The 23,187-nt window shown below is 50.6% G+C and carries 30 protein-coding genes and 1 pseudogene; 22 read left to right on the top strand and 9 right to left on the bottom strand.

The features are described from left to right. Positions 1-109: 109 nt before the first annotated feature. The 14 genes and pseudogenes from AB9R92_RS10495 to AB9R92_RS10560 all read left to right on the top strand — a co-directional run bounded on the left by AB9R92_RS10495 (position 110) and on the right by AB9R92_RS10560 (position 13,488). Positions 110-1,909 (top strand): M3 family oligoendopeptidase, encoded by a 1,800-nt coding sequence (locus AB9R92_RS10495; protein ID WP_370669398.1) that lies wholly within the window; start codon positions 110-112, stop codon positions 1,907-1,909. Positions 1,910-1,932: 23 nt separating this feature from the next. Continuing rightward, positions 1,933-2,238: a hypothetical protein gene (locus AB9R92_RS10500; RefSeq protein WP_370669399.1), complete on the top strand. Its 306-nt coding sequence runs from the start codon at positions 1,933-1,935 to the stop codon at positions 2,236-2,238. Positions 2,239-2,409: 171 nt separating this feature from the next. Beyond that, a complete protein-coding gene (locus AB9R92_RS10505; protein WP_370669400.1) occupies positions 2,410-3,321 on the top strand; it encodes a DUF5996 family protein in 912 nt (303 codons plus the stop codon). Positions 3,322-3,509: 188 nt separating this feature from the next. Further along, positions 3,510-6,548, top strand: a complete 3,039-nt coding sequence (locus AB9R92_RS10510; protein ID WP_370669401.1) for a cell wall-binding repeat-containing protein — start codon at positions 3,510-3,512, stop codon at positions 6,546-6,548. A 68-nt stretch (positions 6,549-6,616) separates the two neighbouring features. Continuing rightward, on the top strand, positions 6,617-6,907 hold the full coding sequence (locus tag AB9R92_RS10515) for a phosphatase (protein ID WP_370669402.1): 291 nt from the start codon (positions 6,617-6,619) through the stop codon (positions 6,905-6,907). Between the two features lie 12 nt (positions 6,908-6,919). Continuing rightward, on the top strand, positions 6,920-7,468 hold the full coding sequence (locus tag AB9R92_RS10520; protein ID WP_370669403.1) for a GNAT family N-acetyltransferase: 549 nt from the start codon (positions 6,920-6,922) through the stop codon (positions 7,466-7,468). Positions 7,469-7,517: 49 nt separating this feature from the next. Further along, the gene (locus AB9R92_RS10525) at positions 7,518-7,898 is read left to right on the top strand and encodes a hypothetical protein (protein ID WP_370669404.1); all 381 of its coding nucleotides are present in this window, start codon (positions 7,518-7,520) and stop codon (positions 7,896-7,898) included. A 342-nt stretch (positions 7,899-8,240) separates the two neighbouring features. Beyond that, positions 8,241-9,086: pseudogene (locus AB9R92_RS10530) on the top strand (alpha/beta fold hydrolase). 38 nt (positions 9,087-9,124) lie between these two features. Further along, on the top strand, positions 9,125-9,316 hold the full coding sequence (locus AB9R92_RS10535; RefSeq protein WP_370669405.1) for a hypothetical protein: 192 nt from the start codon (positions 9,125-9,127) through the stop codon (positions 9,314-9,316). Positions 9,317-9,575: 259 nt separating this feature from the next. Next, positions 9,576-10,955, top strand: a complete 1,380-nt coding sequence (locus AB9R92_RS10540) for a PepSY-associated TM helix domain-containing protein (protein WP_370669406.1) — start codon at positions 9,576-9,578, stop codon at positions 10,953-10,955. A 14-nt stretch (positions 10,956-10,969) separates the two neighbouring features. Next, on the top strand, positions 10,970-11,440 hold the full coding sequence (locus AB9R92_RS10545) for a FixH family protein (protein ID WP_370669407.1): 471 nt from the start codon (positions 10,970-10,972) through the stop codon (positions 11,438-11,440). 182 nt (positions 11,441-11,622) lie between these two features. Next, the gene (locus tag AB9R92_RS10550; RefSeq protein ID WP_370669408.1) at positions 11,623-12,015 is read left to right on the top strand and encodes a hypothetical protein; all 393 of its coding nucleotides are present in this window, start codon (positions 11,623-11,625) and stop codon (positions 12,013-12,015) included. A gap of 76 nt (positions 12,016-12,091) precedes the next feature. Continuing rightward, positions 12,092-12,874 (top strand): YtvA family blue-light photoreceptor, encoded by a 783-nt coding sequence (gene ytvA / locus AB9R92_RS10555; protein WP_370669409.1) that lies wholly within the window; start codon positions 12,092-12,094, stop codon positions 12,872-12,874. A gap of 53 nt (positions 12,875-12,927) precedes the next feature. After that, positions 12,928-13,488, top strand: coding sequence for a GNAT family N-acetyltransferase (locus AB9R92_RS10560; protein WP_370669410.1), 561 nt, complete (start codon positions 12,928-12,930; stop codon positions 13,486-13,488). Between the two features lie 47 nt (positions 13,489-13,535). Here the strand turns inward: AB9R92_RS10560 and AB9R92_RS10565 are convergent, their stop codons facing one another. The 4 genes from AB9R92_RS10565 to AB9R92_RS10580 all read right to left on the bottom strand — a co-directional run bounded on the left by AB9R92_RS10565 (position 13,536) and on the right by AB9R92_RS10580 (position 15,164). Beyond that, a complete protein-coding gene (locus AB9R92_RS10565) occupies positions 13,536-14,144 on the bottom strand; it encodes a type 1 glutamine amidotransferase family protein (protein WP_370669411.1) in 609 nt (202 codons plus the stop codon). A gap of 89 nt (positions 14,145-14,233) precedes the next feature. Further along, on the bottom strand, positions 14,234-14,521 hold the full coding sequence (locus tag AB9R92_RS10570; protein ID WP_370669412.1) for a hypothetical protein: 288 nt from the start codon (positions 14,519-14,521) through the stop codon (positions 14,234-14,236). Between the two features lie 25 nt (positions 14,522-14,546). Beyond that, positions 14,547-14,999 carry a hypothetical protein gene (locus AB9R92_RS10575; RefSeq protein ID WP_370669413.1) on the bottom strand — a complete coding sequence of 151 codons (453 nt, stop codon included), beginning with the start codon at positions 14,997-14,999 and terminating at the stop codon, positions 14,547-14,549. Between the two features lie 42 nt (positions 15,000-15,041). After that, positions 15,042-15,164 carry a hypothetical protein gene (locus AB9R92_RS10580; RefSeq protein WP_370669414.1) on the bottom strand — a complete coding sequence of 41 codons (123 nt, stop codon included), beginning with the start codon at positions 15,162-15,164 and terminating at the stop codon, positions 15,042-15,044. A 206-nt stretch (positions 15,165-15,370) separates the two neighbouring features. On the opposite strand from AB9R92_RS10580, the gene AB9R92_RS10585 reads away from it, so the two are divergent. The 3 genes from AB9R92_RS10585 to AB9R92_RS10595 are packed head-to-tail and all read left to right on the top strand — an operon-like array spanning position 15,371 to position 17,288. After that, entirely contained in the window at positions 15,371-15,787 is a 417-nt protein-coding gene (locus AB9R92_RS10585; protein ID WP_370669415.1) for an Rrf2 family transcriptional regulator, read from the top strand. Then, positions 15,784-16,713: an NAD(P)/FAD-dependent oxidoreductase gene (locus tag AB9R92_RS10590; protein ID WP_370669416.1), complete on the top strand. Its 930-nt coding sequence runs from the start codon at positions 15,784-15,786 to the stop codon at positions 16,711-16,713. Before AB9R92_RS10585 ends, AB9R92_RS10590 begins: the two co-directional genes overlap by 4 nt. Beyond that, positions 16,710-17,288: a class I SAM-dependent methyltransferase gene (locus AB9R92_RS10595; protein ID WP_370669417.1), complete on the top strand. Its 579-nt coding sequence runs from the start codon at positions 16,710-16,712 to the stop codon at positions 17,286-17,288. Before AB9R92_RS10590 ends, AB9R92_RS10595 begins: the two co-directional genes overlap by 4 nt. A 73-nt stretch (positions 17,289-17,361) precedes the next feature. Here AB9R92_RS10595 and AB9R92_RS10600 read toward each other — a convergent pair whose 3' ends face one another. Further along, entirely contained in the window at positions 17,362-17,937 is a 576-nt protein-coding gene (locus AB9R92_RS10600) for an alpha/beta hydrolase (RefSeq protein ID WP_370669418.1), read from the bottom strand. Positions 17,938-17,980: 43 nt separating this feature from the next. Here AB9R92_RS10600 and AB9R92_RS10605 point away from each other — a divergent pair, with 43 nt between their 5' ends. Beyond that, entirely contained in the window at positions 17,981-18,925 is a 945-nt protein-coding gene (locus AB9R92_RS10605; protein ID WP_370669419.1) for a VOC family protein, read from the top strand. Between the two features lie 61 nt (positions 18,926-18,986). Here AB9R92_RS10605 and AB9R92_RS10610 read toward each other — a convergent pair whose 3' ends face one another. Continuing rightward, positions 18,987-19,361, bottom strand: coding sequence for a hypothetical protein (locus tag AB9R92_RS10610; RefSeq protein ID WP_370669420.1), 375 nt, complete (start codon positions 19,359-19,361; stop codon positions 18,987-18,989). A 145-nt stretch (positions 19,362-19,506) separates the two neighbouring features. Between AB9R92_RS10610 and AB9R92_RS10615 the strand changes: the two genes are divergently transcribed. After that, positions 19,507-19,797: an RNA polymerase alpha subunit C-terminal domain-containing protein gene (locus tag AB9R92_RS10615; protein WP_370670096.1), complete on the top strand. Its 291-nt coding sequence runs from the start codon at positions 19,507-19,509 to the stop codon at positions 19,795-19,797. A gap of 53 nt (positions 19,798-19,850) precedes the next feature. Here the strand turns inward: AB9R92_RS10615 and AB9R92_RS10620 are convergent, their stop codons facing one another. The 3 genes from AB9R92_RS10620 to AB9R92_RS10630 form a co-directional block, all read right to left on the bottom strand. Then, positions 19,851-20,228: a hypothetical protein gene (locus tag AB9R92_RS10620; RefSeq protein WP_370669421.1), complete on the bottom strand. Its 378-nt coding sequence runs from the start codon at positions 20,226-20,228 to the stop codon at positions 19,851-19,853. A gap of 15 nt (positions 20,229-20,243) precedes the next feature. Beyond that, a complete protein-coding gene (locus tag AB9R92_RS10625; protein ID WP_370669422.1) occupies positions 20,244-20,774 on the bottom strand; it encodes a hypothetical protein in 531 nt (176 codons plus the stop codon). 61 nt (positions 20,775-20,835) lie between these two features. Beyond that, positions 20,836-21,351: a TetR/AcrR family transcriptional regulator gene (locus AB9R92_RS10630; protein ID WP_370669423.1), complete on the bottom strand. Its 516-nt coding sequence runs from the start codon at positions 21,349-21,351 to the stop codon at positions 20,836-20,838. Positions 21,352-21,449: 98 nt separating this feature from the next. Between AB9R92_RS10630 and AB9R92_RS10635 the strand changes: the two genes are divergently transcribed. The 3 genes from AB9R92_RS10635 (at position 21,450) to AB9R92_RS10645 (ending at position 23,135) form a co-directional block, all read left to right on the top strand. Then, positions 21,450-22,271, top strand: a complete 822-nt coding sequence (locus AB9R92_RS10635) for an SDR family oxidoreductase (protein WP_370669424.1) — start codon at positions 21,450-21,452, stop codon at positions 22,269-22,271. A gap of 134 nt (positions 22,272-22,405) precedes the next feature. Beyond that, positions 22,406-22,810 carry a DUF4181 domain-containing protein gene (locus AB9R92_RS10640; RefSeq protein ID WP_370669425.1) on the top strand — a complete coding sequence of 135 codons (405 nt, stop codon included), beginning with the start codon at positions 22,406-22,408 and terminating at the stop codon, positions 22,808-22,810. A 127-nt stretch (positions 22,811-22,937) separates the two neighbouring features. Continuing rightward, positions 22,938-23,135 carry a hypothetical protein gene (locus AB9R92_RS10645; RefSeq protein ID WP_370669426.1) on the top strand — a complete coding sequence of 66 codons (198 nt, stop codon included), beginning with the start codon at positions 22,938-22,940 and terminating at the stop codon, positions 23,133-23,135. Positions 23,136-23,187: the final 52 nt, after the last annotated feature.

Consider the following 23,187-nt stretch of genomic DNA (forward strand, 5'->3'; position numbering starts at 1 on the left):
CGGTCTTTGTATTCATTTAAAAAAGGAATTTTCAGGAAAGAGAAGAATGAGTATAAAGATGCGTAAATAAGGCAGTGGGATGCTGCCGCAGACAAAAAGGGGATTATTCGTGGAACAGACAACAGCACAAACGTGGAACTTAACTTCCTTATATGCGGGAACAAGCCAATCAGAAGAACTGAAAACGTTCATGGCGGGTTTGCAAAATACGCTCGAACAAGCGGCTGGTCAATTGCAAAATTACCGCGAGATGAAAACGCGTGAAAACGATGTCTTATGGGAAGTCATCGATCAATTCCAAATGGCCTTGCTCGGTTGGGAGCAACTCGACGATTTCGCCATTTGTGCTTATGCGGAAAACGTGGCGGATCAGGCAGCGCTCGCTTTGATGGAGGACAGCGCCCAACTGAAAGCCAAGCTCGCTTCGTTGCAGGTTGAGTTGGATCAAGCCCTTGCTGAATTTTCCGATGCGGAGTGGCGGGAGTTTACGGCTTCTGACCGTATTCAGGACTCGTCGTTTTATTTGAATGAAAGAAGAGGAATGGTAAAGGACCGCTTGCCGGTCGAACTGGAGCGCATGATCAGCGCGCTGTCCGTCAATGGCCTGTCAGGCTGGGAACAGCAGCATGAACTGGTCTTAACCAAGTTAAGGGTGCCGATTGAAGTGGACGGAGAGCTCCAGCAAGTATCGATCGGCCAGGCGTTGAATGAAGCGGTAAACGCCAAAGACCGCGCCAGCCGACAGCGCGCAGCTGAAGCTGTGGCCGACACATGTGAAGCGCAAGCGGATACCGTGGCGGCCATTTTGAACCGTGTGGCGGGATCGCGACTGGCGATTTACGAGCAGCGGGGCTGGGACAACAAACTGAAAGAGATGCTCGAGCACAACCGGATCCAGGAAGCTTCAATCGATGCGATGCTCAAGGCCATCGACGGCAATAAGGATTTGTACAGAGCGTATATCGAACGCAAATTAAAAATGGCGGGCCACGATACAGCCGGCTGGTTCGATCTGGAGTCGCCGGCTTTTTCGCTGTCGGACAAAGTGGACTTTGCTTCGGCGAAAACCGTCATCAGCAAGCAATTCCATCAGTTCAGCGATAAGCTTGGCCATTTTGCCGACCGCGCATTTGAACAAGACTGGATCGAAGCCGAAAACCGGCCGGGTAAAGCAGAAGGCGGCTTTTGCGCGTCGATGCCACTAGCCAAAGAAAGCCGGATTTTCCTGACGTATCGTGATACTTATCAGGATTTGGTAACCTTGGCGCATGAACTGGGCCACGCCTACCACAACTTCATCATTCACGACGAACCGGCGCTTGCGCAGCAAAAAGGCACGAGTGTCGCGGAAACGGCTTCTACGTTCATGGAGAATCTGGTGCTGGATGCGGTGATTGAACAGACAACAGAGGAACACGAACGGCTCGCCATGCTCGAAATGAAAATCCGCGACGGTTTGAAGTACGTCGTGAGCGTGCCGAATATGTTCCGTTTCGAACGAAAATTTTACGAACAACGGGAAGGCGGCATGATTTCCGCAGCACAGATCAAAGCGATGATCGCTGAGGTGGAAAATGAAATTTATGGCGGATTGGTCGAGGAGCTGGCGCTTCACAAATGGATGTTCATTGGCCATTTCTACGATGCCGAAAAGGCGTTCTACAATATTCCGTACACAATCGGCTATTTATTCAGCAACGGCGTCTATGAACAAGCCAAGCAGCAGCCGGACGGATTCCCGGAACGCTACGATGCCTTGTTGCGCGACTCCGGAAAGATGACCGTCGAGCAATTGGGCGACCAGTACCTGGGGGCGGACATCACGCAAGTGGCGTTTTGGCGAGATGCGCAGAAATCGCTGACTTCCGCCATTGAAGAGTATTTGGAACTGACTGAGAAGCATTGCTAAAGTTTTGAATTAAGGAGAAAAAGATGAAAAAACTTCAATGGAGTTTACTGCTGAGTTTTTTGATGGCTAGTTGTTTTTGTATATTCGGCCAAGGCATGGCATATTTTTTAAGTGAGCATGCGGTGCCGCTTGCCCCTGTCTATTATTTGACGGGCTTGACGGCGGCGGGGATATTTCTATACATGGTCTCTGGGCTTTTGTTGCTGGTGTTGATTAAGCGACAGGAAAAATTCTATACTCACAGGGAACTATATGCAGTCGTTTTGTTTACAGTGGCACCAGCCGCTTCGCTCTGGGCTTTTTTTGTCACGGCGATGTGGTGGGGATGAACCCCATGGAAAACCGTTTCAGCAATTTCAGCTGAAGCGGTTTTTTCAATGATGGAAAAGTTAACCGGCTTCTCTTCAAAAAAGGGATAGGAAAGTCAGCAAGCATGTCGAATATAAGGGGAAAGAAACTGCCGACGCTTATGGATTTGAAATCCAGAGGAGGAGAAGGAAATGGAAGTGATCAAGCATTCCGAATGGGCCGATACGAAATTCACTTTGCATTTGCTGTCACAGATCCTTGGCAAGATTAAACTCGAAACCGCCGAGCAGGAACCGCAGTGGGCACACGTAACGCTCGCCATAACCCCAAATGGGTTCACGACGGGCTTGTTGTTCCATCAAGATCGCGCTTTTCAAGTCGACTTGGATATTCATGAAAGCCGTATCCTCATCAATGTTGATGGACATGTGCAAGCCGTGCCGCTCGAGACGGCCAAGTCGATCAAAACCTATTTCAAAGAAATTTTCGATGCGCTGTCATCGAAAGGCATCGAGTTGAAGGTCAACCCCAAACCGCAGGAGATGGCGTATAAAACCAATCTCGACGAAGACGACACACCCCTGACCTTTAATTGGGAACAGGCAATACGCGGGCTCAAGCTGTTTCATTTTGCGGCCGCCGCACAGCTGAAATTCATCGGCCCGCTGCGCTCCCGAAAAATGAAGCCCGCCTTGTTCTGGGGAACCTTCGACGTCTCGTCGCTCGTTTTGCCGGGCATCCGCCAGCCGTACCCGGAAGACAAAGTCATCGAAAAAGCGGCATTCGATGAACATTTCATCGAGTATGGATTCTGGCTTGGCGACGCCAACGTCGATGTACCGGCGTTTTTTGTGCTGCCGTATCCATTTATCAATAAGGAACTCGACAACGAGCGCTTAAAGCCTGCCGACGCGTATTTTGAAGCTTCGCTGAGCGAGTACTTCCTGATGCTCGATAAAGTTGCAGGCTCGCCCGATCCGACACAAGCGATGCAGGAATTTTTCCGCTCGACTTTTGACATCCTCAGCGAAGAATTGGACTGGCCGGATTGTTCGTATTATTTTACGCCGCTCGATATGCCGGAGCAGCACGCGAAAAAATGAAGGGATAGACGAGGGGAAGATATGCCAATTCAGGCAAGTCTTCTCCGATTTTTTATAATCGAGACGCCCAACTCCAAGAGCATCAAAAGTCACGGAAAAATATTTTGAAAACTATCTATTTTTATGCCTTCCGATGTGCTTTAATGGATTTAATGAAATTGTAAAAAAATTGAAATGGGGATGGTAGGATGGACCGCGCGTTCAAGATTGCGACGAGTTTTTTGATGGGGGTATCACTTTTTGGCGTTTTACCGGCAACACAAACGGCACAAGCCGAAGATTTGGTGGATGCAGATGTATTGGAGCAAGGAGATGACGTAAGCGATACTTTTTCTGCAGAAGACAACGAACATTGGTACCGGATCGACGTCGATCCTGCACAAGTCTCGGTACATACGCATTTTGAAGTTTCTCTCCAGTCAGATGATGAATTGACCTTTACCGTTTACCCAGACGCAGAACGCGCGACCGCCGACCAGCCTTTCGACCCGTTCAGCAACTACAGTTTCGCAGAACGAAAGTCGACTGTGAAGTTCCCGGTCGCCTGGGAAGGGCCCTACTACATAAAGGTATCTTCTTACGCGGAAGAATTGCCGGTGGAATTGCCTGAAGCCGACGAAGCGAGTTACACAATCGGCTTTGACGGCGTCACCGTAAAAGCGTCGAAACCGACGAACGATGAGCAATGCCCGGCGGAACTGGTCATGGACGACGCGGCGGCAAGCGATCAAAAACTGCTTGACCAATTGCGCGTTATCCGCGGCGAAGTGCTTTCGAAAACAGAGAGCGGCAAAGAATTGACCAAGCTTTACTATAAGCTGGCGCCGTTCATCGGCTATCAAGCCGTGAAGGAAGCATCGGTCCGCGATTCATTGAAGAAAAACCTCAAGCAACTCGACGGCTTGGTCACGAGCATTGCAGAAAATGGCTTCCAAAGCTCGAAAACCGTCACGGCAGCTGACCAGAAAGCGATCAATGAATTATACGCGCTGGCGTTGAAAACCGCGCCTGCCAATCTGAAGGACGACGTGGAAGCGGCAGGCCAGGCGATCAACATCAACAAGTTGGCCGGGAAATCGGTCATGTCGGCAATGCTTCCGACTCCTTATGTCGTAAAAGACGCTTCAATCAATAAAGTCATTGTGAAAGTAAAAGAAGGCGAAACACTGACGAAAGCGGAAGCAGGAACAGCTGGCGTCAAATCAGTTTCCGAGTTTGAGGCGGAAGCGCCGAAATTCAACCAATTTTACGTAGTTGATTTGAAGTCGGGCATGTCGGCTGCTTCAACGAATAAAACTTTGCAGTCACTTGAAGACTTGCCGGAAGTCGAATTCGTCGAACCGGTACAGCAATACAAGCTTCACTCAGAAGACATCTATTATGACGAGCAGTGGTCGCTTGAAAACGCGGGCGGCGGCTTTGGCATTGAAGACGCGGACATCGATTTCGAGGAAATGACGTCGCTCGCAGCGCAAAAAGGGCAGACGGAAGTCATCACCGCGGTCATCGATACCGGCGTTGATTACACGCTGGCCGATTTGAAGAACCAAGTAATCAGCACAGGGTACGATTTCATCAACGACGACAATAAAGCATTTGATGACGAAGGGCACGGCACACACGTTTCCGGCATCATCGCAGCGGAAGCGGACAACGATTATTCGATGACAGGCATCAACCAGTCGACGAAAATCCTGCCGGTGAAAGTGCTTGATGCGACAGGCTACGGCGACACAGAACAAATCGCATACGGCATCCTGTACGCAACAGACCAAGGGGCCGACATCATCAACATGAGCTTGGGCGGCGGCTATAGCCGCGTCTTGGAATACGCCATGAAATACGCAAGCGAGCGCGGCGTGACGATTGTCGCGGCATCCGGTAATGACGGTTGGGAAGAAGTGTCCTACCCGGCATCCTCGAAATACGCAATCGCGGTCGGCGCAACGAACAAACTCGACCTCGTATCGGATTACTCGAGCTACGGCGAAGGGCTTGACCTTGTCGCACCGGGTACCGACATCCCGAGCTTGCTCCCGGACGGCAATGTCACCTTGATGTCCGGAACATCCATGGCAGCGCCGCACGTCGCGGCAGTTGCAGGTGTCTTGAAATCAATCAACCCGAACCTGACGCCGGGCCAGCTGGAGAATTTGCTGACGGCTTCAGCGGATGATGTTGCATTTATCGAAGAAGACCGTCCGGATCCGTTTGGAGGAGATCCTTTCTTCGAAGAAGATTTTCCGTATGAAATGAAAGAGTTGGCACCGGGCTTTGACCTCGTCTCCGGCTGGGGCCGCTTGAACGGAGCGGAAGCGATTCTAGCGATGGACGATAAATGGAACCTCGCCGACCGCATCAGCGGGGCAAGCCGCTACGATACCGCAGTGGAAGTCTCGAAAAAAGGCTGGAGCACATCGAAAAAAGCCGTCTTGGCAACAGGCGGCGATTTCCCGGATGCCTTGAGTGCAGCGCCGCTTGCGGCATATCAAAACGCACCGCTATTGCTCACGAAAACCAATTCGATCCCGAAAGCGGTAAAAGATGAACTGAAACGCTTGAAAGTGGAAGAAGTGACCTTGATCGGCGGGCAGGGCGCCATCAGCCCAGCGGTCGAACTGGAACTGAAAGACCTTAAGATTAAAGCAACACGCATCAGCGGCAAAAACCGCTACGAAACATCGGTCAATATCGCGAAAAAAATGACCAACTCGACGCAAGCGGTCGTGGCAACCGGTTCGACATTTGCGGATGCCTTGTCGATCGCTCCGGTCGCAGGCAGCCAGAAGATGCCGATCTTGCTGACGAAACCGAACGGCTTGCCGGCGGAAGTGAAAGCGCATTTCGCTTCGAAAGCCTACAGCAAAATCTTCATCGTCGGCGGTAAGGGCGCTGTTTCTGACAGCGCGGCAAAAGAAATCAAGAACCCGGTCCGCCTGTCCGGCGCTTCACGCTACGAGACGAACAGCGCGATCATCAACCATTTCAAAGCATCTTTCGACAACCAGAACATGTACTTGTCGACCGGCGCGAACTATCCGGATGCACTCGCTGGCTCCGTACTGGCAGCGAAAACGAAAGCACCACTCGTGTTGACGGCACCGAACGGCCCGAATGCGGCGACTGTGAAGACAGTCCAAACGCAGCTGAAAACCGTCAGCGGCATCTACATCCTCGGCGGTGAAGGCGCTTTGCCGACGCAAAGCATCCGGCAATTGTTCGAGTAACACAGAAAAACAGGCGGTTCGGATTCCGGACGCCTGTTTTTTTTATAACTTTAATGAGGGGGAAAGTTATGAAGCAGTTGATCGGTGGCGGCATCGGCGTCATCTCGGGCATTCTATTGTTTGGGTTTACTTTGGTCGCAGCGGCGGTGTATTCGCTGCATTTGAGGGAAGTCGGTTATTCAGGGGAATATGGGCTTTATTTAACGGCATTGGGTGAAGTGGGCATTTTCCCGATTATCCTGAGCCTGGTGCTCTTCATTGCAGGACTCGTGCTTTTATTCAAAGCGACAGACAGGGAGTGGAAAGCAAAATACTTTTTAGCAGCAGAGGAAACAAACTCAGAGGAAAAAGAACTGTGAAAGGAAGATTGCATGGAGAACGGCTATTTATTCGAATCCGAACGGCTCGGGTTCAGGCGGTGGAAAGCGTCTGATCGCACACCGTTCGCGGCTTTGAATGCAAACACTGACGTAATGGAGTTCTTTCCAAAAACCTTGAGCCGTGCCGAATCGGACGCCTTGATCGACCGCATCGAAGCGCATTTTGAGGAGATGGGCTACGGGCTTTGGGCGGTGGAACGAAAAGAAGATGGGGCGTTTATCGGCTTTATCGGTTTATTGGATGTCAATTTCGATATCGGAATTGAAGGGGCGACCGAAATTGGTTGGCGCTTAGACCACAAGTACTGGAAACGGGGCTATGCGACAGAAGGGGCGAAAGCTTGCCTGGTGTATGCGTTTGAGGAGCTCAGGAAAAAAGAAATCTACTCGTTCACTTCAACGGTCAACGCACCGTCTGAAACCGTCATGAAGCGGATCGGCATGGAGAAGGTAGGAGAGTTCGAACATCCGCGCGTTCCAGAAGGCAGCCCGTTAAGAAAGCATGTTTTGTATAAAAAGACCCAGCTCAGTAGTAAATAACCCATTTGAGCACAACAAATCGTAGTGAAGAGGATAAGGAGAGTGGCGCATGAGAAAAATGCTTTTTCTAGCAGCGGCGGCTTTAGTTATTAGTATCGGTATTTATGATTTAACTGATGGACCAAGCTTCAAAAAGGTCCATATGTTGCCTTATAGTGTGCAAGAAAATGTTAACCCAGAGCATAAGCTCCAGCAGATTTATCGAAACAATTACTCATTTATCGTTTTTCATAGTCCAGGTATTATTGAACACGAAATGCAAGTGGAAGGCGATATGGTGAAGATGCTGCTGAGTGTTTCAAATGAAGAAACTAACGATGAGATTCAGCAGTATTCGTATAAATTGAAGACAGGCAAAGAACATGATAAAATCGCTGTTTTTTTAAATGACCAGCTCACTCCCTTCGATAATGTTGTAGCAGGAAAATAAGGGATCTATTAGTCGAACCATAAAAACTGTTTGCCTGCTCTGGCAAATGGTTTTTCTATTTATTGGCTCAAGATTTAGTGGTATCGTTAAATTATAATTCCCTATAAAAGGAAAAAGAAGGGTTGGTATGAAAGAGCGAATCATTCTTGTTATCGTCCTAGCTAGCATACTGTGTTCGTCGGCAGTAAGCGCCTCGTCTCTTAGCCAAACAATTAAATCTGGTTATCATACAGCAGCGGCAAGCATTATGGTAGCGATTGGTATCCATGGCATTTATATCTATCTGAAGAAAAGAAAAAGAGAAAGGTCAGCTTAAGATGTCTCGGTGAGAGGGGAATGGGAATGACTTGGAAGCAAATGATGGTTGCCACTTCGCGCGGTGAGTTTGAAGTGTTCGCCAAAGGCAGCGGAGACCCGATATGCGTGACGCATCTTTATTCGGAGTTCAATGAGACGGGAGATTACTTTGCCGAAATGTTCACCGAAACAAATCGTGTCTACCTCGTTAATCTGCGGGAAGCCGGAAACTCCGAAAAAGCACAGCATCCGTATGAATTGAGCATGCTGGAGAGTGTCTTTGACCTTGAAGCGATACGCACAGCTTTGGGTTTTGAGCAATGGGGATTTGCGGGGCATTCAACCGGCGGCATGCTCGGTGTCGTTTACGGCATCTATTTTTCGCCGTATCTTCGTTACCTGATTATTGCCGGTGCGGCAGCAAGAGAGTATATGACGTTTTCGAACGACTGCATTTATAACCCTAAGCATCCCCGGTTTTTGCGGATGCAGGAGCTGATTGAACATTTGAAAAGTACAGAAGCGACGGAACGGCAAAAAGAGTAATGGAAAATCGAAAGAACCAAGTTGTCTTTAGCCAACCCGGACAACTACGAAAGTTATTTTTCAAGCCCCATAACCAAAAAGATGTCGGCGATCCGCATGGACTTCTTCAGCCGGGAACTGCAGCTATTCGATATCACCCGCAAACTGCAGTTGATCACTACGCCGACACTGATTATGTGCGGCCGCCACGATGTGCAGTGCCCGCTCATGTATTCACAAGAGATGGCTGAACTGATTCCGGGAGCGCAGCTGGCTATCTTCGAAAATAGTAATCACTATCCGTTTCTCGAAGAAAGGACACAATTCCTCCAAATATACAAAGAGTACATCGATGGACTCACTTAAGTTTTGGGAATCGCAGAAATTACTAAAGGAGGAATTGAATGAAGCGCGGATTTTTAGTCGCGATTATCCTGTCAACCCTTGTCACGTGGGGCCATGTCTTCTTTGACTTGAGAAGTGTTTTGCCGGATCCGGCAGCTAGATTGGCTGTCGCGGTGTCCAATTTCGTTTTGCTGCTGGGCGTGATTTACTGGATTGGGCGAAACGGGCAGAAAGAAAACCTGGACTCCTGAAATGCTGGGCAAGGAAAATTGGCAGCGATTCGGTATATAATAAGGTCAAAGCAGAATAATTGGCCTGTCGTTTAAAGCCTGTGCTGAATGGAGGAAGCACTGAAGAAGAGGGATGCGCTGAAGGATGGCGCATCCCTCTTTTTTTTAGCTGAATGTAAAGAGCCAGCTTTTCGATTTAATCTAAATCCGGCGTTTTCACGTTTACTGTATAGAAGCAAACAAGTACATAGAAAAATGCAACAGAAAGAGGCGGAAGCAGATGGCGAATGAAAAACGCGAGAAGCCAGGAGCTGAAAAAACGAAACAGGCAAAAGACGGGCAGTTCTATAAATCCGTCTGGCGCTGGCACTTGTACGCAGGTGTCTTGTTTGCGCCGCTCTTGGTGCTGCTCGCAATCACCGGGTCAGTATATTTGTTCAAAGCAGAAATTGAAAATGTGCTGTATGCGGATTATTACGAAGTCCAAGCGCAAGAAGAGCGGGTGTCGGTATCAGAACAGTTGTCGGAAGTAAACCGGCTGTATCCGGAAGGCATCGTTACGGCCTACCGCCCCGGTGAAGATGAGTCGCGTTCGAGTGAAGTGACGGTCGAAGCGGACGGCATGTCGATGACGGTATTTATCGATCCATATACCGGAGAATCACTTGGCGAAATGAACAACAACGACCGCATCATGGACAAAATCGAAGAAATCCACGGCGAGCTGATGGCCGGGACGCTTGGCGACCGCATTGTTGAGCTGGCGGCGAGCTGGGCAGTGGTGCTCATCGTCACCGGTTTGTTCTTGTGGTTCCCGAAAAAGATGAACGGAGCGGGCGGTGTATTGGTTCCGCGCCTCCGTCAAGGGCCGAAAATTCGCAGAAGAGACCTCCACGCAGTGCCGGCATTTTGGCTGTCTGCCGGATTATTATTTTTGATCATGACGGGACTTCCGTGGTCGGGCTTTTGGGGAACCAATTTCCAGGCGATGGTGACCAACACGGGAGAAGGTTATCCGCCGTCTGTCTGGATTGGAGACGCGCCGAAATCGGACGTTGAAACGCAGGACATCGCAGAAGTGCCATGGGCAGCAGAGACTTTTGACGTGCCGCTGTCATCGGTACAGGGGCTGGTCCCGCTGCCGCTCGATAAAGTGGTGGAGATTGCCGATCAGGAAGGCATTCATCCGTCCTACTCGGTGTTCATCCCGCAAGAACCCGAGGGCGTCTATACCTTATCCGTGTTTCCGCCAAAAGCACAGGACGAGGCAACGATGCACATCGACCAATATTCAGGGGCGGTGCTGGCCGATTACCGCTACGATAATTACGGCGTCATCGGCAAAGTCGTCGCCTGGGGCATCACGCTGCATAAAGGCTCACAGTTTGGCCTGCTCAATCAATTGATCAGCCTGTTCATCTGCCTCGGCATTGTGTTTGTAGCCGTCAGCGGCGTGTATCTCTGGTGGAAGCGCAAGCCGAAAAAAGGCATGGGCGCACCGAAAGCGCCGCCGCTGTTCAAAACAAAATCATTTTTGCTATTGATGATCGTGCTCGGCTTACTGTTCCCGCTTGCGGGGCTGTCGATGGTCATCGTCTGGCTGTTCGATAAGCTGTTGATCCAGCGCCTGCCGGCCGTGAAAAAATGGTTGAATGCATGAAAGGGGGATCGGGAATGAAGAAAATCTATGGGCCGCTTGCAGCGGCTGTCGCCGTATTACTAGTGAGTGCTTGTTCTGTGCGCAGCGATGCGGCGGATTTGTACAAGCAAGAAGCGCCGCTGCACATCACGGCGGAAATGCCGGAAGACGTCGCTCCCGGTGAAACTGTGCGTTTTCAACTGGAATTGAAACAAAACGGCGAACCGGTGAACGAAGCGAGTTTTGTTCATTTTGAAGTGCGCAAGCAGGATGGTTCAATTCCTTATCCGATGAAAGAAGCGCAAGCAGCAGGAGGCGGCGTCTACGAAATGCAAGCCAACTTCAGAAGCGACGGGCTGTATTTCCTGGAAGTGCACGCAGGAAGCGGGGACGCCATCAGCAATCCGCATTACCAATTCATCGTCGGGGAACTGTCCGAAAGTGAACTCGACAGCTTAAAACAAGGGCCAGCACTGGATGCGGGAAATTCCGGCCACCATCATTAACCGCAGGCCCGCAACCGGAGCGGTCAAGTAAAGAGATCGTGCAATGTGGTTTTAAATTACAGTTTGATTTGTGCAAAGGACTCATAAAAATTTTCAATGAACGGGACGAAAGCCATATTTTCGGGTATAGAACATCATCAGGAAATGTGGGAATCGTGGAGCAAGAGGAAAGGGCGGTATGAGTGAACGAAGAGTTAATGATTGCAGAAAAAGTGCAAAAGGTTTTGAAAGCGCGCTGTGAATACCGAAACGGGAAATACCGCTTCACGAAAACCAAGAAATTGGAGATTTTCCTCGGGCCGAGCCTGTTCATCTTTAAGCTGGACATGGACGTCAGCTTCGAACATTTCCAGCAAGACGGGGCAGCCGTCAACAAAGCCACGGTGTACATTTTGCCCGAAGAGATTTTGGCGTTTGAAGGCAGTTTGCGCACATTCCCGATTCCGCTGCCGATTGCGTTTCGCCAATGTGTCTACATGAACCAGAATGTCATTGAAGTGGCGATGGAATCCTTAGAGCCGCCAATGAATTTTGCGCTGCGGCTGGCCGCGGCGCTAAGAGAAATCGAACCATGACCTATCTCCGATCCCACGCGAGAAAGGGTGCACCGCCAGTGAACAAACCAACCCATATAGATCGGAGAGAATGAACATGAACCACTTACAAACAGAAATCAAAAGTGATTTATTGGAAGCGATGCTGAACGGCAGCCAGGTAGCGGCCGTCGTTACAGACCCCGAACAACAAGACAACCCGATCATCTACTATAATGAAACCTTCGCACAACTGACAGGGTACGCAGAACACGAGATCATCGGGCGAAACTGCCGCTTTTTACAAGGCGACAATACCGATCGTTTCACCATTGGGAAAATAAGGAGGGCGATTGAGGAGCGCGAGAAAGTTACCGTCACCTTGGAAAACTACAGGAAAGACGGCACGACGTTTTGGAACCGGTTGAACATCGAACCCGTCATCATGGACGGCCATTTGTATTTCATCGGCACCCAAACGGACATCACCCAGGAAGTGGAACAGCAAGTGGAGCTGAACGAAAAAGAGCAGGAAATCAACGAGCAATTGCTGCCGATTCTGCCGATTGATGACAATATCGGTGCCGTCGCATTGGTCGGAAAAATGAACAATCTCCGGTTCGATGCCCTCACAGCCAAATTAAGCCATTTCGTCCGCGATACTAGCACCAAGCACATCATCATCGATGTAACGGGTGTGCTTTGGGAGAAGAATTTCCTCTATACCAATCTCTTGATGATCCAAGATGTGCTGAGGTTAATGGGGAGCAAATTGTATATTTCCGGCATCAGTCCCAAAACGGCGATAGAAATCGTCAGCATCAAAGATGACGGCCAAAACTTGCTGACGTTTTCGACGGTACAGCAAGTGATCCAGCGCTTGCAGGCGAAATCACGCTGAGCTTGTCCAAATAACAACGAAACTGCCGATGAAGCATTCAAGGAGAGAAAACAGTGGCAAATGAAAAATTCGAAGCAAGATCCGAAACAGAAAGATTGATTGTCCGGCCGCTACAAATCGGGGATTACGCTGAGTGGCTGAAAGGCTTCAACGGCCGTTCTCCATCCAAACACGCTTACGACCCGGGCCGGCTGGATATGGAGGAGTGCACGGAGCCGTGGTTCTCAGAGCTTGTCGAAAAACACCAGCAACTCGCAAAAGGCGATATCGCCCATGTATTTGGCGTCTTCCAAAAAGAAGACGGGCGCCATGTGGGTATGGTCGATTTTTCGACATTGGCGCGGCAGGAATTCCAGTGGGGACGCATCGGCTACACCATCCACAATCAATATTGGCAACAAGGGTATGGAAAAGAAGCGGTCACAGAAGCGCTGAACATCGCCTTCACCCAGCTCGGTTTCCACCGGATCGAAGCGCATATCAACCTCGATAACAAAGCTTCCGTCCGGCTGGCCGAAAGGGCGGGCATGAAATTTGAATGCGTGCGGGAAGCTTTTCTTTATGAAGGCGGCGAGTGGGTCGACCACTTGATCTACTCACTCAATCACAAATAAGCAAAAAACCCCTTGGTTCCGAGTCGGAACCAAGGGGTTTTTACGTACTATTGCTGCGACTTCAAGTAATCGTAATAGCCTTGCTTGAAAAAGCCGTACCATTCATCGATTTCCGCTTGCGGTGCAGCGTTCAGCGCTTCGAGCACTTCTTTGCCGAATTCGAGGAATGCGGAGCCGTTTGCGGTGATGAGCTGGCCGCTGCGGACGGCTTGCTGCTGGAGATAACGGGACTCGTTCGTGTAGCTGTCGCCAGCCGTTTCCTGCAAATCTTCCAAATGATTGCTCGTGTGCGGCACATCGTTCAATAAGCCGTTTTTTCCGAGAAACACCGAGGCGTCGCAAATGGCGCCGATCACCGCGTGCTGGCTGACCGCTTTGTCGACCAGTTCCATGACGCGTTCGCTGCCGTCTTTGCGCCAGGAATTGCCGCCGATCAGGATCAATCCGGCAAATTCTGCCGGGGCGTCATCGATACTATAATCCGGCAAGACGGTGAAGCCGCCGATTGACGTGACGGGATCTTTCGTCAGCGACACCGTCTTCACCTCGAACCTGCGGCCGTCGCCTTCCGGTTCTTCGTTTAATGCCGCCGCCAGAGATCCCGCTTCCCAGTCCGCATACTCATCCAGTAGCACAAAAAGGACTTTCTCGTTCATGCTGTTCATTCCTTTCGTGTGAATATTCGCTCAATCGTTAAGCGAATTATAGCACACTTAGATGAGTTTGATGCCGGGAAGTGGATTCGTTAATGGCCGCCGGTAAGTTCCAAGTAGAAGATCATAAACAGGCTGATAAGTCCGATGACTGCCATGAGGCCGTAAGCGATCTTTTGGAACGAGCCTCCCTTGAAATAAGCGAACAAGACGAAGAAATACAGCGCCGCTGCCGGCACGAGAAAGCTCAGGAATCCGCCGACATCTTCGAGGTGATGCGCAAAAATCGAAATCGCGAGCCCCAGGAACAGGGCGGCGCCATAGAGTGTCATAACAATTTTTAAGCTTTTTTCAGGATTGTAGTTTTGCGAAGCAGCCATAATATCCAAACTCCTTGTCGTTTTGTCAGTCCCAATGGTTGAAAATCAATTGGCCTGTCGTTTTCGGTTCCCAATAAGCCGCTTGTTTCCATTCGGCTTCGTTTAACTGTAGCGCGTTTAGCTGTTCCCTATCAAGCGGCACGTTCAATTCAGCAGTGGAGAGCACATGATAAGAAGGCGAAAAAACCTCCTCCCAGCCGGCGCAGCCGATAAATTCATAGCTTCCAGAGCGGCAGGAAGACGCGAAAGCGAGATAAGGAAAATGAGCGTTCAGAAGGATAAAGACAGCATCTCCGCCTGCGTTCATTTCTGCGCAGTAATGATTGGAAGAGAGCCCAGGTTCAGTAAACGACATGAATTGGATCGATGGGCGAAGAGAGAGGGCGAAGCATAGTTGTTTAAACGGCTTGCCATCGGTTTTCGGAAGTTCATTGGACGCGGCGTCCGTAAACCCGGTAATGCCTGTTGGGAGTTTCATGGTTTCACCTCGGATCCCCAAAAAGCAGGGTGCATGCCGGGCTCAGCTTTTATTCGCTTTCTTTTTGCGCAGCACATAAATGATGAACAGAATGATGAGGATCGGCATGCCGTAAACTACAACGGTTACTAAAAGGTCTATCATGTTCAATCTGGTTTCATTCATCGCACAACACTCCTTTTAAAAGTTCTTGTCATTACTATACTCGAATGAATGTCAGCCGGTTTCATTTTCTTCGAAGCTTTTCATTCCCCGGGAAATAAAAACGGAGCGTTTCTTGTTGACGGGAACAATCGCCAATGGTAAATTGGGTTTAATTACAGACAACAAGAGTCTTTGATATCTGTGAAAGATTTAGAGGAGGATGACCGATGAAATATTCAAATGCCACGAACTATGCTTTGCATACGATGGTGCAGTTGATCCGCTTGCCTCGGGAGGCGTCGATCGGCGTGCAGGAACTGGCGAAAGCCCAGCATTTATCGCCGACTTATTTGTCGAAAATCTTGACGAAGCTGACGAAAGCCGGCTTGATCGAATCGACGCCAGGCGCAAAAGGGGGCTACCGGTTGGCACGCTTCGAGCGGGACATCTCGTTTTTCGACGTGATTCAGGCGATTGAAGGCGAGAGCCATTTATTCGACTGCACGCTCCATCGCCACGAAGGCTGCCTGATCGAGAAAGTCATGCGGGACGCCGAAGCCAATATGAAACAAGAACTCCAGAAGCAGCTGTTAGTGGACATTGCGGAACAGGCAGGACAACACCAAGGAGGCGATGGGAAATGAACGATTCATTTACTGATCAGGGAACTGTGCTCGATTGTGCGATTATCGGCGGCGGGCCGGCGGGGCTCAACGCGGCGCTCGTGCTCGGCCGCTCATTGAAAAAGACCGTGCTGTTCGATGACAACCAACCGAGAAACCGCGTGACGCACGAATCGCATGGATTTTTGACGCGCGACGGGATCAATCCCCAGGAACTAAAACAATTGGCCCAACAAGAACTCACGCATTATCCGGATATCCAGATCGACACGAGCCGCGTGGCAACAGTGACAAAAGAAGAGAAATCGTTCCGCATCGAAACCGAAGGCGGGGCAGTCGTTCACGCAAAAAAAGTGATTCTCGCGACCGGATTCACGGAAACTTTGCCCGACATTCCGCGCGTGCAGGAATTCTACGGCACAAGCCTGTTCAGCTGCCCGTTCTGCGACGGCTATGAAATGCGAAACGAGCCATTGGTCATCATTTCGGAAAATGAAGCAGCGGGGCATCTCGCAAAAGTCGTCTCCAACTGGACGAACAATCTGATCATCGCGACCAACGGCAAAAAACACATCACGCCGAGTGAACAGAAAACGCTTGAGCACCACGGCGTCCTCGTCTACGAAGAACCGATTCGCTCATTGGACGGCGAAAACGGCAAGCTGCGCGCCATCACGTTCGAAGACGGCACGACAATCGAGCGCTCCGGCGGATTTGTCACAGCCGAGTGGCACCAGTCTACCTCCATCGCGAAAGATTTGGGCTGTTATATCAATGAACGCGGCGGAGTCGAGACCGACCCGATGCAGCGCACCAATGTCGAAGGCGTCTTTGCCTGCGGCGATATTTCCATGGGGTCGGCGCAATTGATCATCGCAGCCGGACAAGGAAGCCTCGCTGCCACCAGTGTGGTCGCGGCCTTCACGGAAGAGCGGTTCGGCGAATGAACCATGCAGAAAACAGGGAGCTTATGCACAAGCACCATAACAAAATCGCCTATTTGGACAACCCGCAGCGAAATGGCGGGCTGACAGCGGAAGCTTTGCTCGATCGGTTGCACATCAAAAAAAGCGATCGCATCCTTGATTTCGGGGCAGGCACCGGCTATTTCACCTTGCCGCTCGCACGGCGAGTCGATGAAACGGTGCATGCGCTCGACACGGATCCATCGATGCTCGCTCTGATCGGCGATAAAGCACAAGCGGCAGCTATCGAAAACATCGCACTCCGGAGCGGCGAGTTAACAGACGCCGCGCTTGCGGAAGGCTCACTCGACCTTATCCTCGCGTCACTCGTCCTGCACGAAATCACGCCGCTCGGTCCGGTGCTCGACAATATGCACAGCCTGTTGAAGCCAGGCGGGCGATTGATCGCCATCGAACTCGAACCGAAAACCGGCGGGCCCAAAGCGCCGCGCCTAACATCTAACGGTTTGGAACAGCAGCTCACAGCAGCGGGATTTGAAGTGACGGAGAAATTCTTCCCTGCCCCATCCTTGTATGTGCTCGTCGCGCGTAAATAAACGCGCACGAAAAAAGCTCTCCACAAGCGGGAGAGCCGAATCAGCTGATGTTGTTTATACTACAAGAAAAGCTTCAGCGGGCGAGTGCAGCTTTTAAATAATCGATTTCCTGTTCGCTCACTTGATGGGCACCGTCGAGCAGCTGGAGGCGGGTGTTCGGAAACGCCGTCTCGAGCTGTTTCGCAAGCTTCATCACGTCTCCGGGCACCGAAATTGGATCTGTCGCCCCGGCAGTGATGAAGATATGCGTATCGCTTCCTTGTGGAAAGCGGTAGCCGAGGTTCGACGGATGCATCAGGACAATTTTGTCTGCGATATCCGGTGCTTGTTCGAGCACGCCGAGCAAGAAGTTCGCACCATTGGAGAAGCCGATGAAGGTCGTATGCAGGTCTGAATCGGGAAGCGCCCGCCATTCGTTGAGGAAATCTGCGACGCGCTGTTCAAAATCCACGCGGTCCAGGCGGCCATGTGAAAGCGGGCGGAAAAAACGCCGTTCGGCCCCTTCGCCGACTGGGCCCGTAAACGATAAAATATGTGCGTTCGGATTCACGTCTCCCGCAATTTGAAGCAGGCTGTACTCGTTACCGCCGGTGCCGTGAAACAGCACAAAACGCTCATCGGCGGTTCCGTCGATGCTGAAATAATCCATGAACTTTTCCCCCACTCCAAAAAATTTAAAAGGATGTGTGCCTATGAACAGTGCGCTCATACACCACGTATCGGTCATCAACCGCGACAGCAGGCAATCATTTGAGTTCTATCATAAGCTACTCGGGCTCGATTTCCTATTGAAAACCGTCAACCAGGAAGACATGGAAATGTACCATCTGTTTTTCGGCGACACGACCGGCCGGCCCGGCACCGAATTCAGTGTCTTCGAGTTAAAGCAAGGCCAAGCGAAGGCCTACGGGACGAATGCGCTCGAGCGCACCGTTTTCGCGGTGCCAAGCGAAGCGTCGCTAAGCTTTTGGGAACAGCGGCTGCGGGAAGCGGGCGTCTTTAATTGCGAAATTGAAAACTATCACGATACGAAAATCCTGCGTTTTGAAGATCAAGACGGCGTCCAGCTCGGACTGCAGCCAGTCGACTGGGACGCATCCGACCGTTATCCATATACATCAGGGGACGTTCCGGAAGAGCACGCCATCTTCGGGATCAAAGCCGTCCACGCCCGCGTGCGCTACGCGAAAGCGACCGCACGCTCGTTCGGCGAAATATTCGGCCTGGAACTGACGGATGAGTTCACGGACAATGGCCAAACAGTCAGCGTCCTCACACGCCCCGGCGTATTATTTGGCCAAGAGCTGCATCTGGTGGAAGACCGTGCGCGGAATCTCGAAGTAAACGGCGCCGGTGCGGTCCATCACATCGCCTTGAACGCCCATGATGACGACGCGCTCTTGGCTGTGGAAAAACGCATCGTGTCGAAGAACTTCCCTTATTCCGGCATCAAAAATCGCGAGTTTTTCCGCTCGCTGTATTACCGTGAACCGAACGATCTATTGATCGAAGTCGCCACCGAGCAAACCGACTTTCAAAAACCTGAAGGCGGCGGGGCCGATTTCGATGCAATCCCGCTGTACCTGCCGCCGTTTTTGGAGCAACGGAGAGGGTTTATCGAAAGTAAGCTGTACTGACGTTCACGCAACAAGCTGATTAGAAAAAGCTCTTCCGCTATGGAAGAGCCTTTTTTCGTTTTTATGCCTGTTGCGCTTCCTCTTCCTGCGCTTTTCGGTACGTTCTGCGGAACACGGCGAGCGTCACGATGACACCGATCCAAAGAATTGGGCTCGTGAGCGACAAGCCGCTCGCGGATTCGCCGCCAAGAGCCGTCAGGACGAACAGCAACAGGAGCGGATAGATGACCGAAACGACCGGAAAGAAGATGAGGAAATGCTTTTCTTTGTCGGGTTTCAAGCGCAGCGCGGTCAAGACGATCATGGCCGCCATGATCGCAAACAACAGCCACACCGGGATGCCGATTGCATCGAGTGTGCCCGGGAAATAATCGTTGATCAAAAGCAACGATAGATTGAGCAGGAGGACAACCGAGATGAGCCAATAGGTTTTCATGCTAAAAATCCTTTCTGTGATGCAGGAATAAGTCCTCCTAGTGTAACAAAACATCCGCCGCTTCGGCAGGCATCTTTCATTTGCGGCGAACGCCAAAAATCATGTCCGGTGTTTTATAATGGAGAAAACGATGGGAGCGATGAACATGGCTGCAGAAAAGACATTGCGTATTTGCGATCACGGCCACCGCTATTACAAAAGCAGCGACTGTCCGACATGCCCGGTATGCAACGAAGAACGAAAGCCGCACAGGGAATTTCTCCGAGAGCTCAGTGCACCGGCGAGAAATGCATTGCTGCAGGAACAAATCGATACGCTGGAGAAGCTATCTACTTATACCGAAAAGGACATTCTGGCGCTTCACGGCGTCGGCCCTGCGTCTTTGCCGGTTTTAAAACAGCATTTGGCGCAAGCGGAATTGGCGTTTAAAAACTGATCGCGCATGAAAAAAAGCTCTCCCGAATGGAAGAGCCTTTTTTCATGCAAACTTTACGCGTTCTCTGCTTTTTTCTCCGATGCCCGCATGTACTCAATCCAGGAAATCCACAACGCCGCAGCGGCGACGATCCATAAGACCGGGCTCGTCAGCGAAATGCTGTTCTGGGATTCGCCGCCGAGCGCTGTCAAAACAGCGATCACCAAAAGCGGCACGCCAACCATCAATGCGGGAAAGATGATCATGTAACGCTTCTTCTCGCGGCGTGGCTTGACCGTGGCCCAGCTGAAGATGGCCATCAACACGATGACCACAAACAAGATCCACGGCGGAATGCCAAGTTCGACGAGTGTGCCCGGGAAATAATCGTTGATCAATAGCAGAGACAAGTTCAGCAACAATACAGCAATAATAAGCCAATAGGTTTTCATTTTAAAAATCCTCTCCTAGCTGGCATATATTCGCCTTCCCCTCAGTCTAACAAAGATAGCTCGAGATAAAAGCGATTGAGCTGAATCGCTTTTTTGCTGTGAAGATTTCGTGACGCAAAAAACCCCTTCCGCCTCTGGAGGGGTTCGTCCTATTCTCTGGATTCTTGCATTTTTTTCTTGTATGCTTTTTTTGTCATCGGAATAGCTGAGCCACAAAAAGACGGCCACCGCTATCCACACAGGGGGGCTTGCGAGCGAGTAACCCGTGCTCGATTCACCGCCAAGCAAGGTGAGCAGCGCCATCAGCAAAATTGGGTAACCCAATCCGACAGCGGTAAAGGTCAATTTGGAATGCTTTCCTCTTTCTGGCGGTTGGCCGTCACGATTCGGCGTGATGAATATGGCGATGACGAGGCAAGCGAGAGCAGCCAGGATGAGCCAAGTGGAAATACCGAGCGCATCCAATGTGCTTGGAAAGAAATCAGTGATGAGCCAAAGCGTGAGAGCCGCCAAAGTCCCGAAAATTAAGATTCGATACAAAGTCATCACACCAGTCCTTTCGTTTTGCGGGTTAGCTTTCAAGCTGTTCTTCGCCGCGAAAAATAGTTCAACTGCTCCGTTCCCGGGCCTCCGCCAAATTCGCCGTCCAATCGGCGAAGATGATTTTCATTAATTTATCCGACGCTTCCTGCGGCGCAATCGCAAAGCCGCCTTTGACCCAGGATGCCAAATAGCCGATCGTGCCCCAGCCCGCGAAGACGGCGAGGTCCTCATCGCCGAAAACATGCTCAAGCTGGCCGGCGAAGCGGCTGGTGAGTTCGTGGATGCGCCCGGCATCGGAAAATTCCTGGTGGTAGAACGACCGGTAGCGGAACACGTGTCGGCAGATCTTCAAGTTGATTGTCTCGGCATCCGACGGCTCAGCGTAAATCTGCAAGAGCCGCCCGTTCAACTGGCTGCGGACCGCGTCCATCAATTCGTATTTATCGGTAAAATGCAGGTAGAACGTGGAGCGGGAAATGCCGGCATAGGCGACGATGTCCTTGACCGATACGGCCTCGAAATCCTGTTCCGAGAGCAAGTGGATGAAAGTTTCGGTAATGGTTTGTTTCGCTGTTATCATTTATGTCACCTCGTTGGACAAAATCACAGAAAATGTCTCGTATTATTTACGGAAATTACGCTTATGCTAATTATAGTAGATAACAGGGGGAATTGCTCATGACGAAGGATGTTTATGTGATCACAGGCGGTTCGGAAGAGCTGGCCATCGCCTTGGCCCAGCACATCGGCCCAAAAGGCACGCTGCTGTTGGCGGACCCGTGCGAAAAATGCCTCCAGCTGGCGAAGCGACAGCTCAGGCAAGCAGGCATCACCGATATTCACTGCGAAACGATTGACCTGACATCAAAACGAGCGGTTGAACACTTAGCAGGGAAGGTGGCCAATCTGGGCCATTTCAGGGGGTTGGTCCATGCGGCCGGCTTATCGAACGTGAAGGATTCAAAACGCATGATGGCCGATCACGTCATCGGCATGAGCCACATGCTCGAGGCATTTTTGCCGCTTGCGAATGAAACGACGTCCGCCGTCATGGTGTCATCGATGACCGCCTATATGGTACCGCAAAACGGCCAGTATATGGACGTCTTGAAACAACAGCTCGCCGCCAATCTGGTTGAAACACTCGAGCAGTTCACGCAAGGGGATGCGGGCGCGGCCAACGGCATGTCAAAACTCGCCGTCCAATTGATCGTCGAAGACCAGGCCTGGGCGTGGGGCGAAAAAGGCGCACGGCTCAACTCGGTATCACCCGGCATGATGAATGTGCCCGATGCGTACGAAGACATTCAGGCCATGCTCGACCACACCCCGCTGCGCAGGACAGCGGAGCCGGAAGAAATCGCCTCCGCGATCGAGTTCTTGTTGAGCGACTCGGCTTCCTATATCACCGGCATTGACCTGCGCATCGACGGCGGCACGATCGCCAACTACCCGCGAATGAAAGCCGCGATGTCCCAGAAGAAGATGAAGCGCTTTTAATACATATAAACGAACCCCGCTGACGGACAGCGGGGTTTTTGTATGAAGATTTTTAGAAATTATGGATAACATTTTTTCCAATAAATGTTACCATCGTTGTAAAGCATAAAGAATTCAATGAAGGAGGTGCGCCTATGTGGCTGGAAATCGGATCGGTTATTCTAGGGATTGTTGTACTCGTCTCCATAGTAAAGTTTATCCTGAGGAAGTTATTGAAGGTTGAAAAAGAAAAAAAGGATTTCTTTTCCTATGATTACATTAACGAGCAGCACCGGAAGGTCGAACGATGGGTGAGGTGGAGCTGGATGTTAGTGAGCATTCTCCTTATTTATTTGGTATTGTATCGCGAACTTCCTGTGACTCTTTACTTATTGTTATTTATTGCTTGGATAGCAACAGACGCCTTCGTCAGGGCCTATTTCCAATGGAAGCACTCCGAACAGCCGAAACAGGCCGTTTTGACACTGAGCGAGATGGCGGTCTGGATCTCGGCAGTTACCTTTGTGATCTATTTCGATGTCTTCAACTTTTTAACTTAAATCTGATGCTCACGGAGGAACATATACTGGTGTTGTACTCGCAGATATTTGAATCGTTGAAACGAGTGACGGCAACCGGTAGGACATAAACTCTTTATATTTTAAAGTAGAGAAGAAAGGGGATTATATGAAGCTGGTTTTAATGCTGTACATATTCGGTTTATTGATAATGCTCGCGGGAGTTCTGACCATCATCACCTCCATTGCATCAGATGGTGAAAGCGGGCAAGCCCTTTTATATTCGGTATTTGCAACGCTAAATGGCTTAATAGCGATGGGAGTTGCTGAAGTTTTAAAGACCGTTAGAGGGAAAACGCCAAATTGAGCTGAGGAGTCAATGTTTTTAGTTCTTGAGAATACAGCAGTGGAGATTATAC

This window comes from Planococcus sp. SSTMD024 (assembly GCF_041320495.1).
GTDB lineage: Bacteria > Bacillota > Bacilli > Bacillales_A > Planococcaceae > Planococcus.

What these genes read in the sequence shown, in the direction of transcription:
- AB9R92_RS10500 (WP_370669399.1), top strand. Translation starts at nt 1,933, where the DNA reads ATGAAAAAACTTCAATGGAGTTTACTGCTGAGTTTTTTGATGGCTAGT.
- AB9R92_RS10505 (WP_370669400.1), top strand. Translation starts at nt 2,410, where the DNA reads ATGGAAGTGATCAAGCATTCCGAATGGGCCGATACGAAATTCACTTTG.
- AB9R92_RS10510 (WP_370669401.1), top strand. Translation starts at nt 3,510, where the DNA reads ATGGACCGCGCGTTCAAGATTGCGACGAGTTTTTTGATGGGGGTATCA.
- AB9R92_RS10515 (WP_370669402.1), top strand. Translation starts at nt 6,617, where the DNA reads ATGAAGCAGTTGATCGGTGGCGGCATCGGCGTCATCTCGGGCATTCTA.
- AB9R92_RS10520 (WP_370669403.1), top strand. Translation starts at nt 6,920, where the DNA reads ATGGAGAACGGCTATTTATTCGAATCCGAACGGCTCGGGTTCAGGCGG.
- AB9R92_RS10525 (WP_370669404.1), top strand. Translation starts at nt 7,518, where the DNA reads ATGAGAAAAATGCTTTTTCTAGCAGCGGCGGCTTTAGTTATTAGTATC.
- AB9R92_RS10535 (WP_370669405.1), top strand. Translation starts at nt 9,125, where the DNA reads ATGAAGCGCGGATTTTTAGTCGCGATTATCCTGTCAACCCTTGTCACG.
- AB9R92_RS10540 (WP_370669406.1), top strand. Translation starts at nt 9,576, where the DNA reads ATGGCGAATGAAAAACGCGAGAAGCCAGGAGCTGAAAAAACGAAACAG.
- AB9R92_RS10545 (WP_370669407.1), top strand. Translation starts at nt 10,970, where the DNA reads ATGAAGAAAATCTATGGGCCGCTTGCAGCGGCTGTCGCCGTATTACTA.
- ytvA (WP_370669409.1), top strand. Translation starts at nt 12,092, where the DNA reads ATGAACCACTTACAAACAGAAATCAAAAGTGATTTATTGGAAGCGATG.
- AB9R92_RS10565 (WP_370669411.1), bottom strand. Translation starts at nt 14,144, where the DNA reads ATGAACGAGAAAGTCCTTTTTGTGCTACTGGATGAGTATGCGGACTGG.
- AB9R92_RS10570 (WP_370669412.1), bottom strand. Translation starts at nt 14,521, where the DNA reads ATGGCTGCTTCGCAAAACTACAATCCTGAAAAAAGCTTAAAAATTGTT.
- AB9R92_RS10575 (WP_370669413.1), bottom strand. Translation starts at nt 14,999, where the DNA reads ATGAAACTCCCAACAGGCATTACCGGGTTTACGGACGCCGCGTCCAAT.
- AB9R92_RS10580 (WP_370669414.1), bottom strand. Translation starts at nt 15,164, where the DNA reads ATGAATGAAACCAGATTGAACATGATAGACCTTTTAGTAACCGTTGTA.
- AB9R92_RS10585 (WP_370669415.1), top strand. Translation starts at nt 15,371, where the DNA reads ATGAAATATTCAAATGCCACGAACTATGCTTTGCATACGATGGTGCAG.
- AB9R92_RS10590 (WP_370669416.1), top strand. Translation starts at nt 15,784, where the DNA reads ATGAACGATTCATTTACTGATCAGGGAACTGTGCTCGATTGTGCGATT.
- AB9R92_RS10595 (WP_370669417.1), top strand. Translation starts at nt 16,710, where the DNA reads ATGAACCATGCAGAAAACAGGGAGCTTATGCACAAGCACCATAACAAA.
- AB9R92_RS10600 (WP_370669418.1), bottom strand. Translation starts at nt 17,937, where the DNA reads ATGGATTATTTCAGCATCGACGGAACCGCCGATGAGCGTTTTGTGCTG.
- AB9R92_RS10605 (WP_370669419.1), top strand. Translation starts at nt 17,981, where the DNA reads ATGAACAGTGCGCTCATACACCACGTATCGGTCATCAACCGCGACAGC.
- AB9R92_RS10610 (WP_370669420.1), bottom strand. Translation starts at nt 19,361, where the DNA reads ATGAAAACCTATTGGCTCATCTCGGTTGTCCTCCTGCTCAATCTATCG.
- AB9R92_RS10615 (WP_370670096.1), top strand. Translation starts at nt 19,507, where the DNA reads ATGGCTGCAGAAAAGACATTGCGTATTTGCGATCACGGCCACCGCTAT.
- AB9R92_RS10620 (WP_370669421.1), bottom strand. Translation starts at nt 20,228, where the DNA reads ATGAAAACCTATTGGCTTATTATTGCTGTATTGTTGCTGAACTTGTCT.
- AB9R92_RS10625 (WP_370669422.1), bottom strand. Translation starts at nt 20,774, where the DNA reads ATGACTTTGTATCGAATCTTAATTTTCGGGACTTTGGCGGCTCTCACG.
- AB9R92_RS10630 (WP_370669423.1), bottom strand. Translation starts at nt 21,351, where the DNA reads ATGATAACAGCGAAACAAACCATTACCGAAACTTTCATCCACTTGCTC.
- AB9R92_RS10635 (WP_370669424.1), top strand. Translation starts at nt 21,450, where the DNA reads ATGACGAAGGATGTTTATGTGATCACAGGCGGTTCGGAAGAGCTGGCC.
- AB9R92_RS10640 (WP_370669425.1), top strand. Translation starts at nt 22,406, where the DNA reads ATGTGGCTGGAAATCGGATCGGTTATTCTAGGGATTGTTGTACTCGTC.
- AB9R92_RS10645 (WP_370669426.1), top strand. Translation starts at nt 22,938, where the DNA reads ATGAAGCTGGTTTTAATGCTGTACATATTCGGTTTATTGATAATGCTC.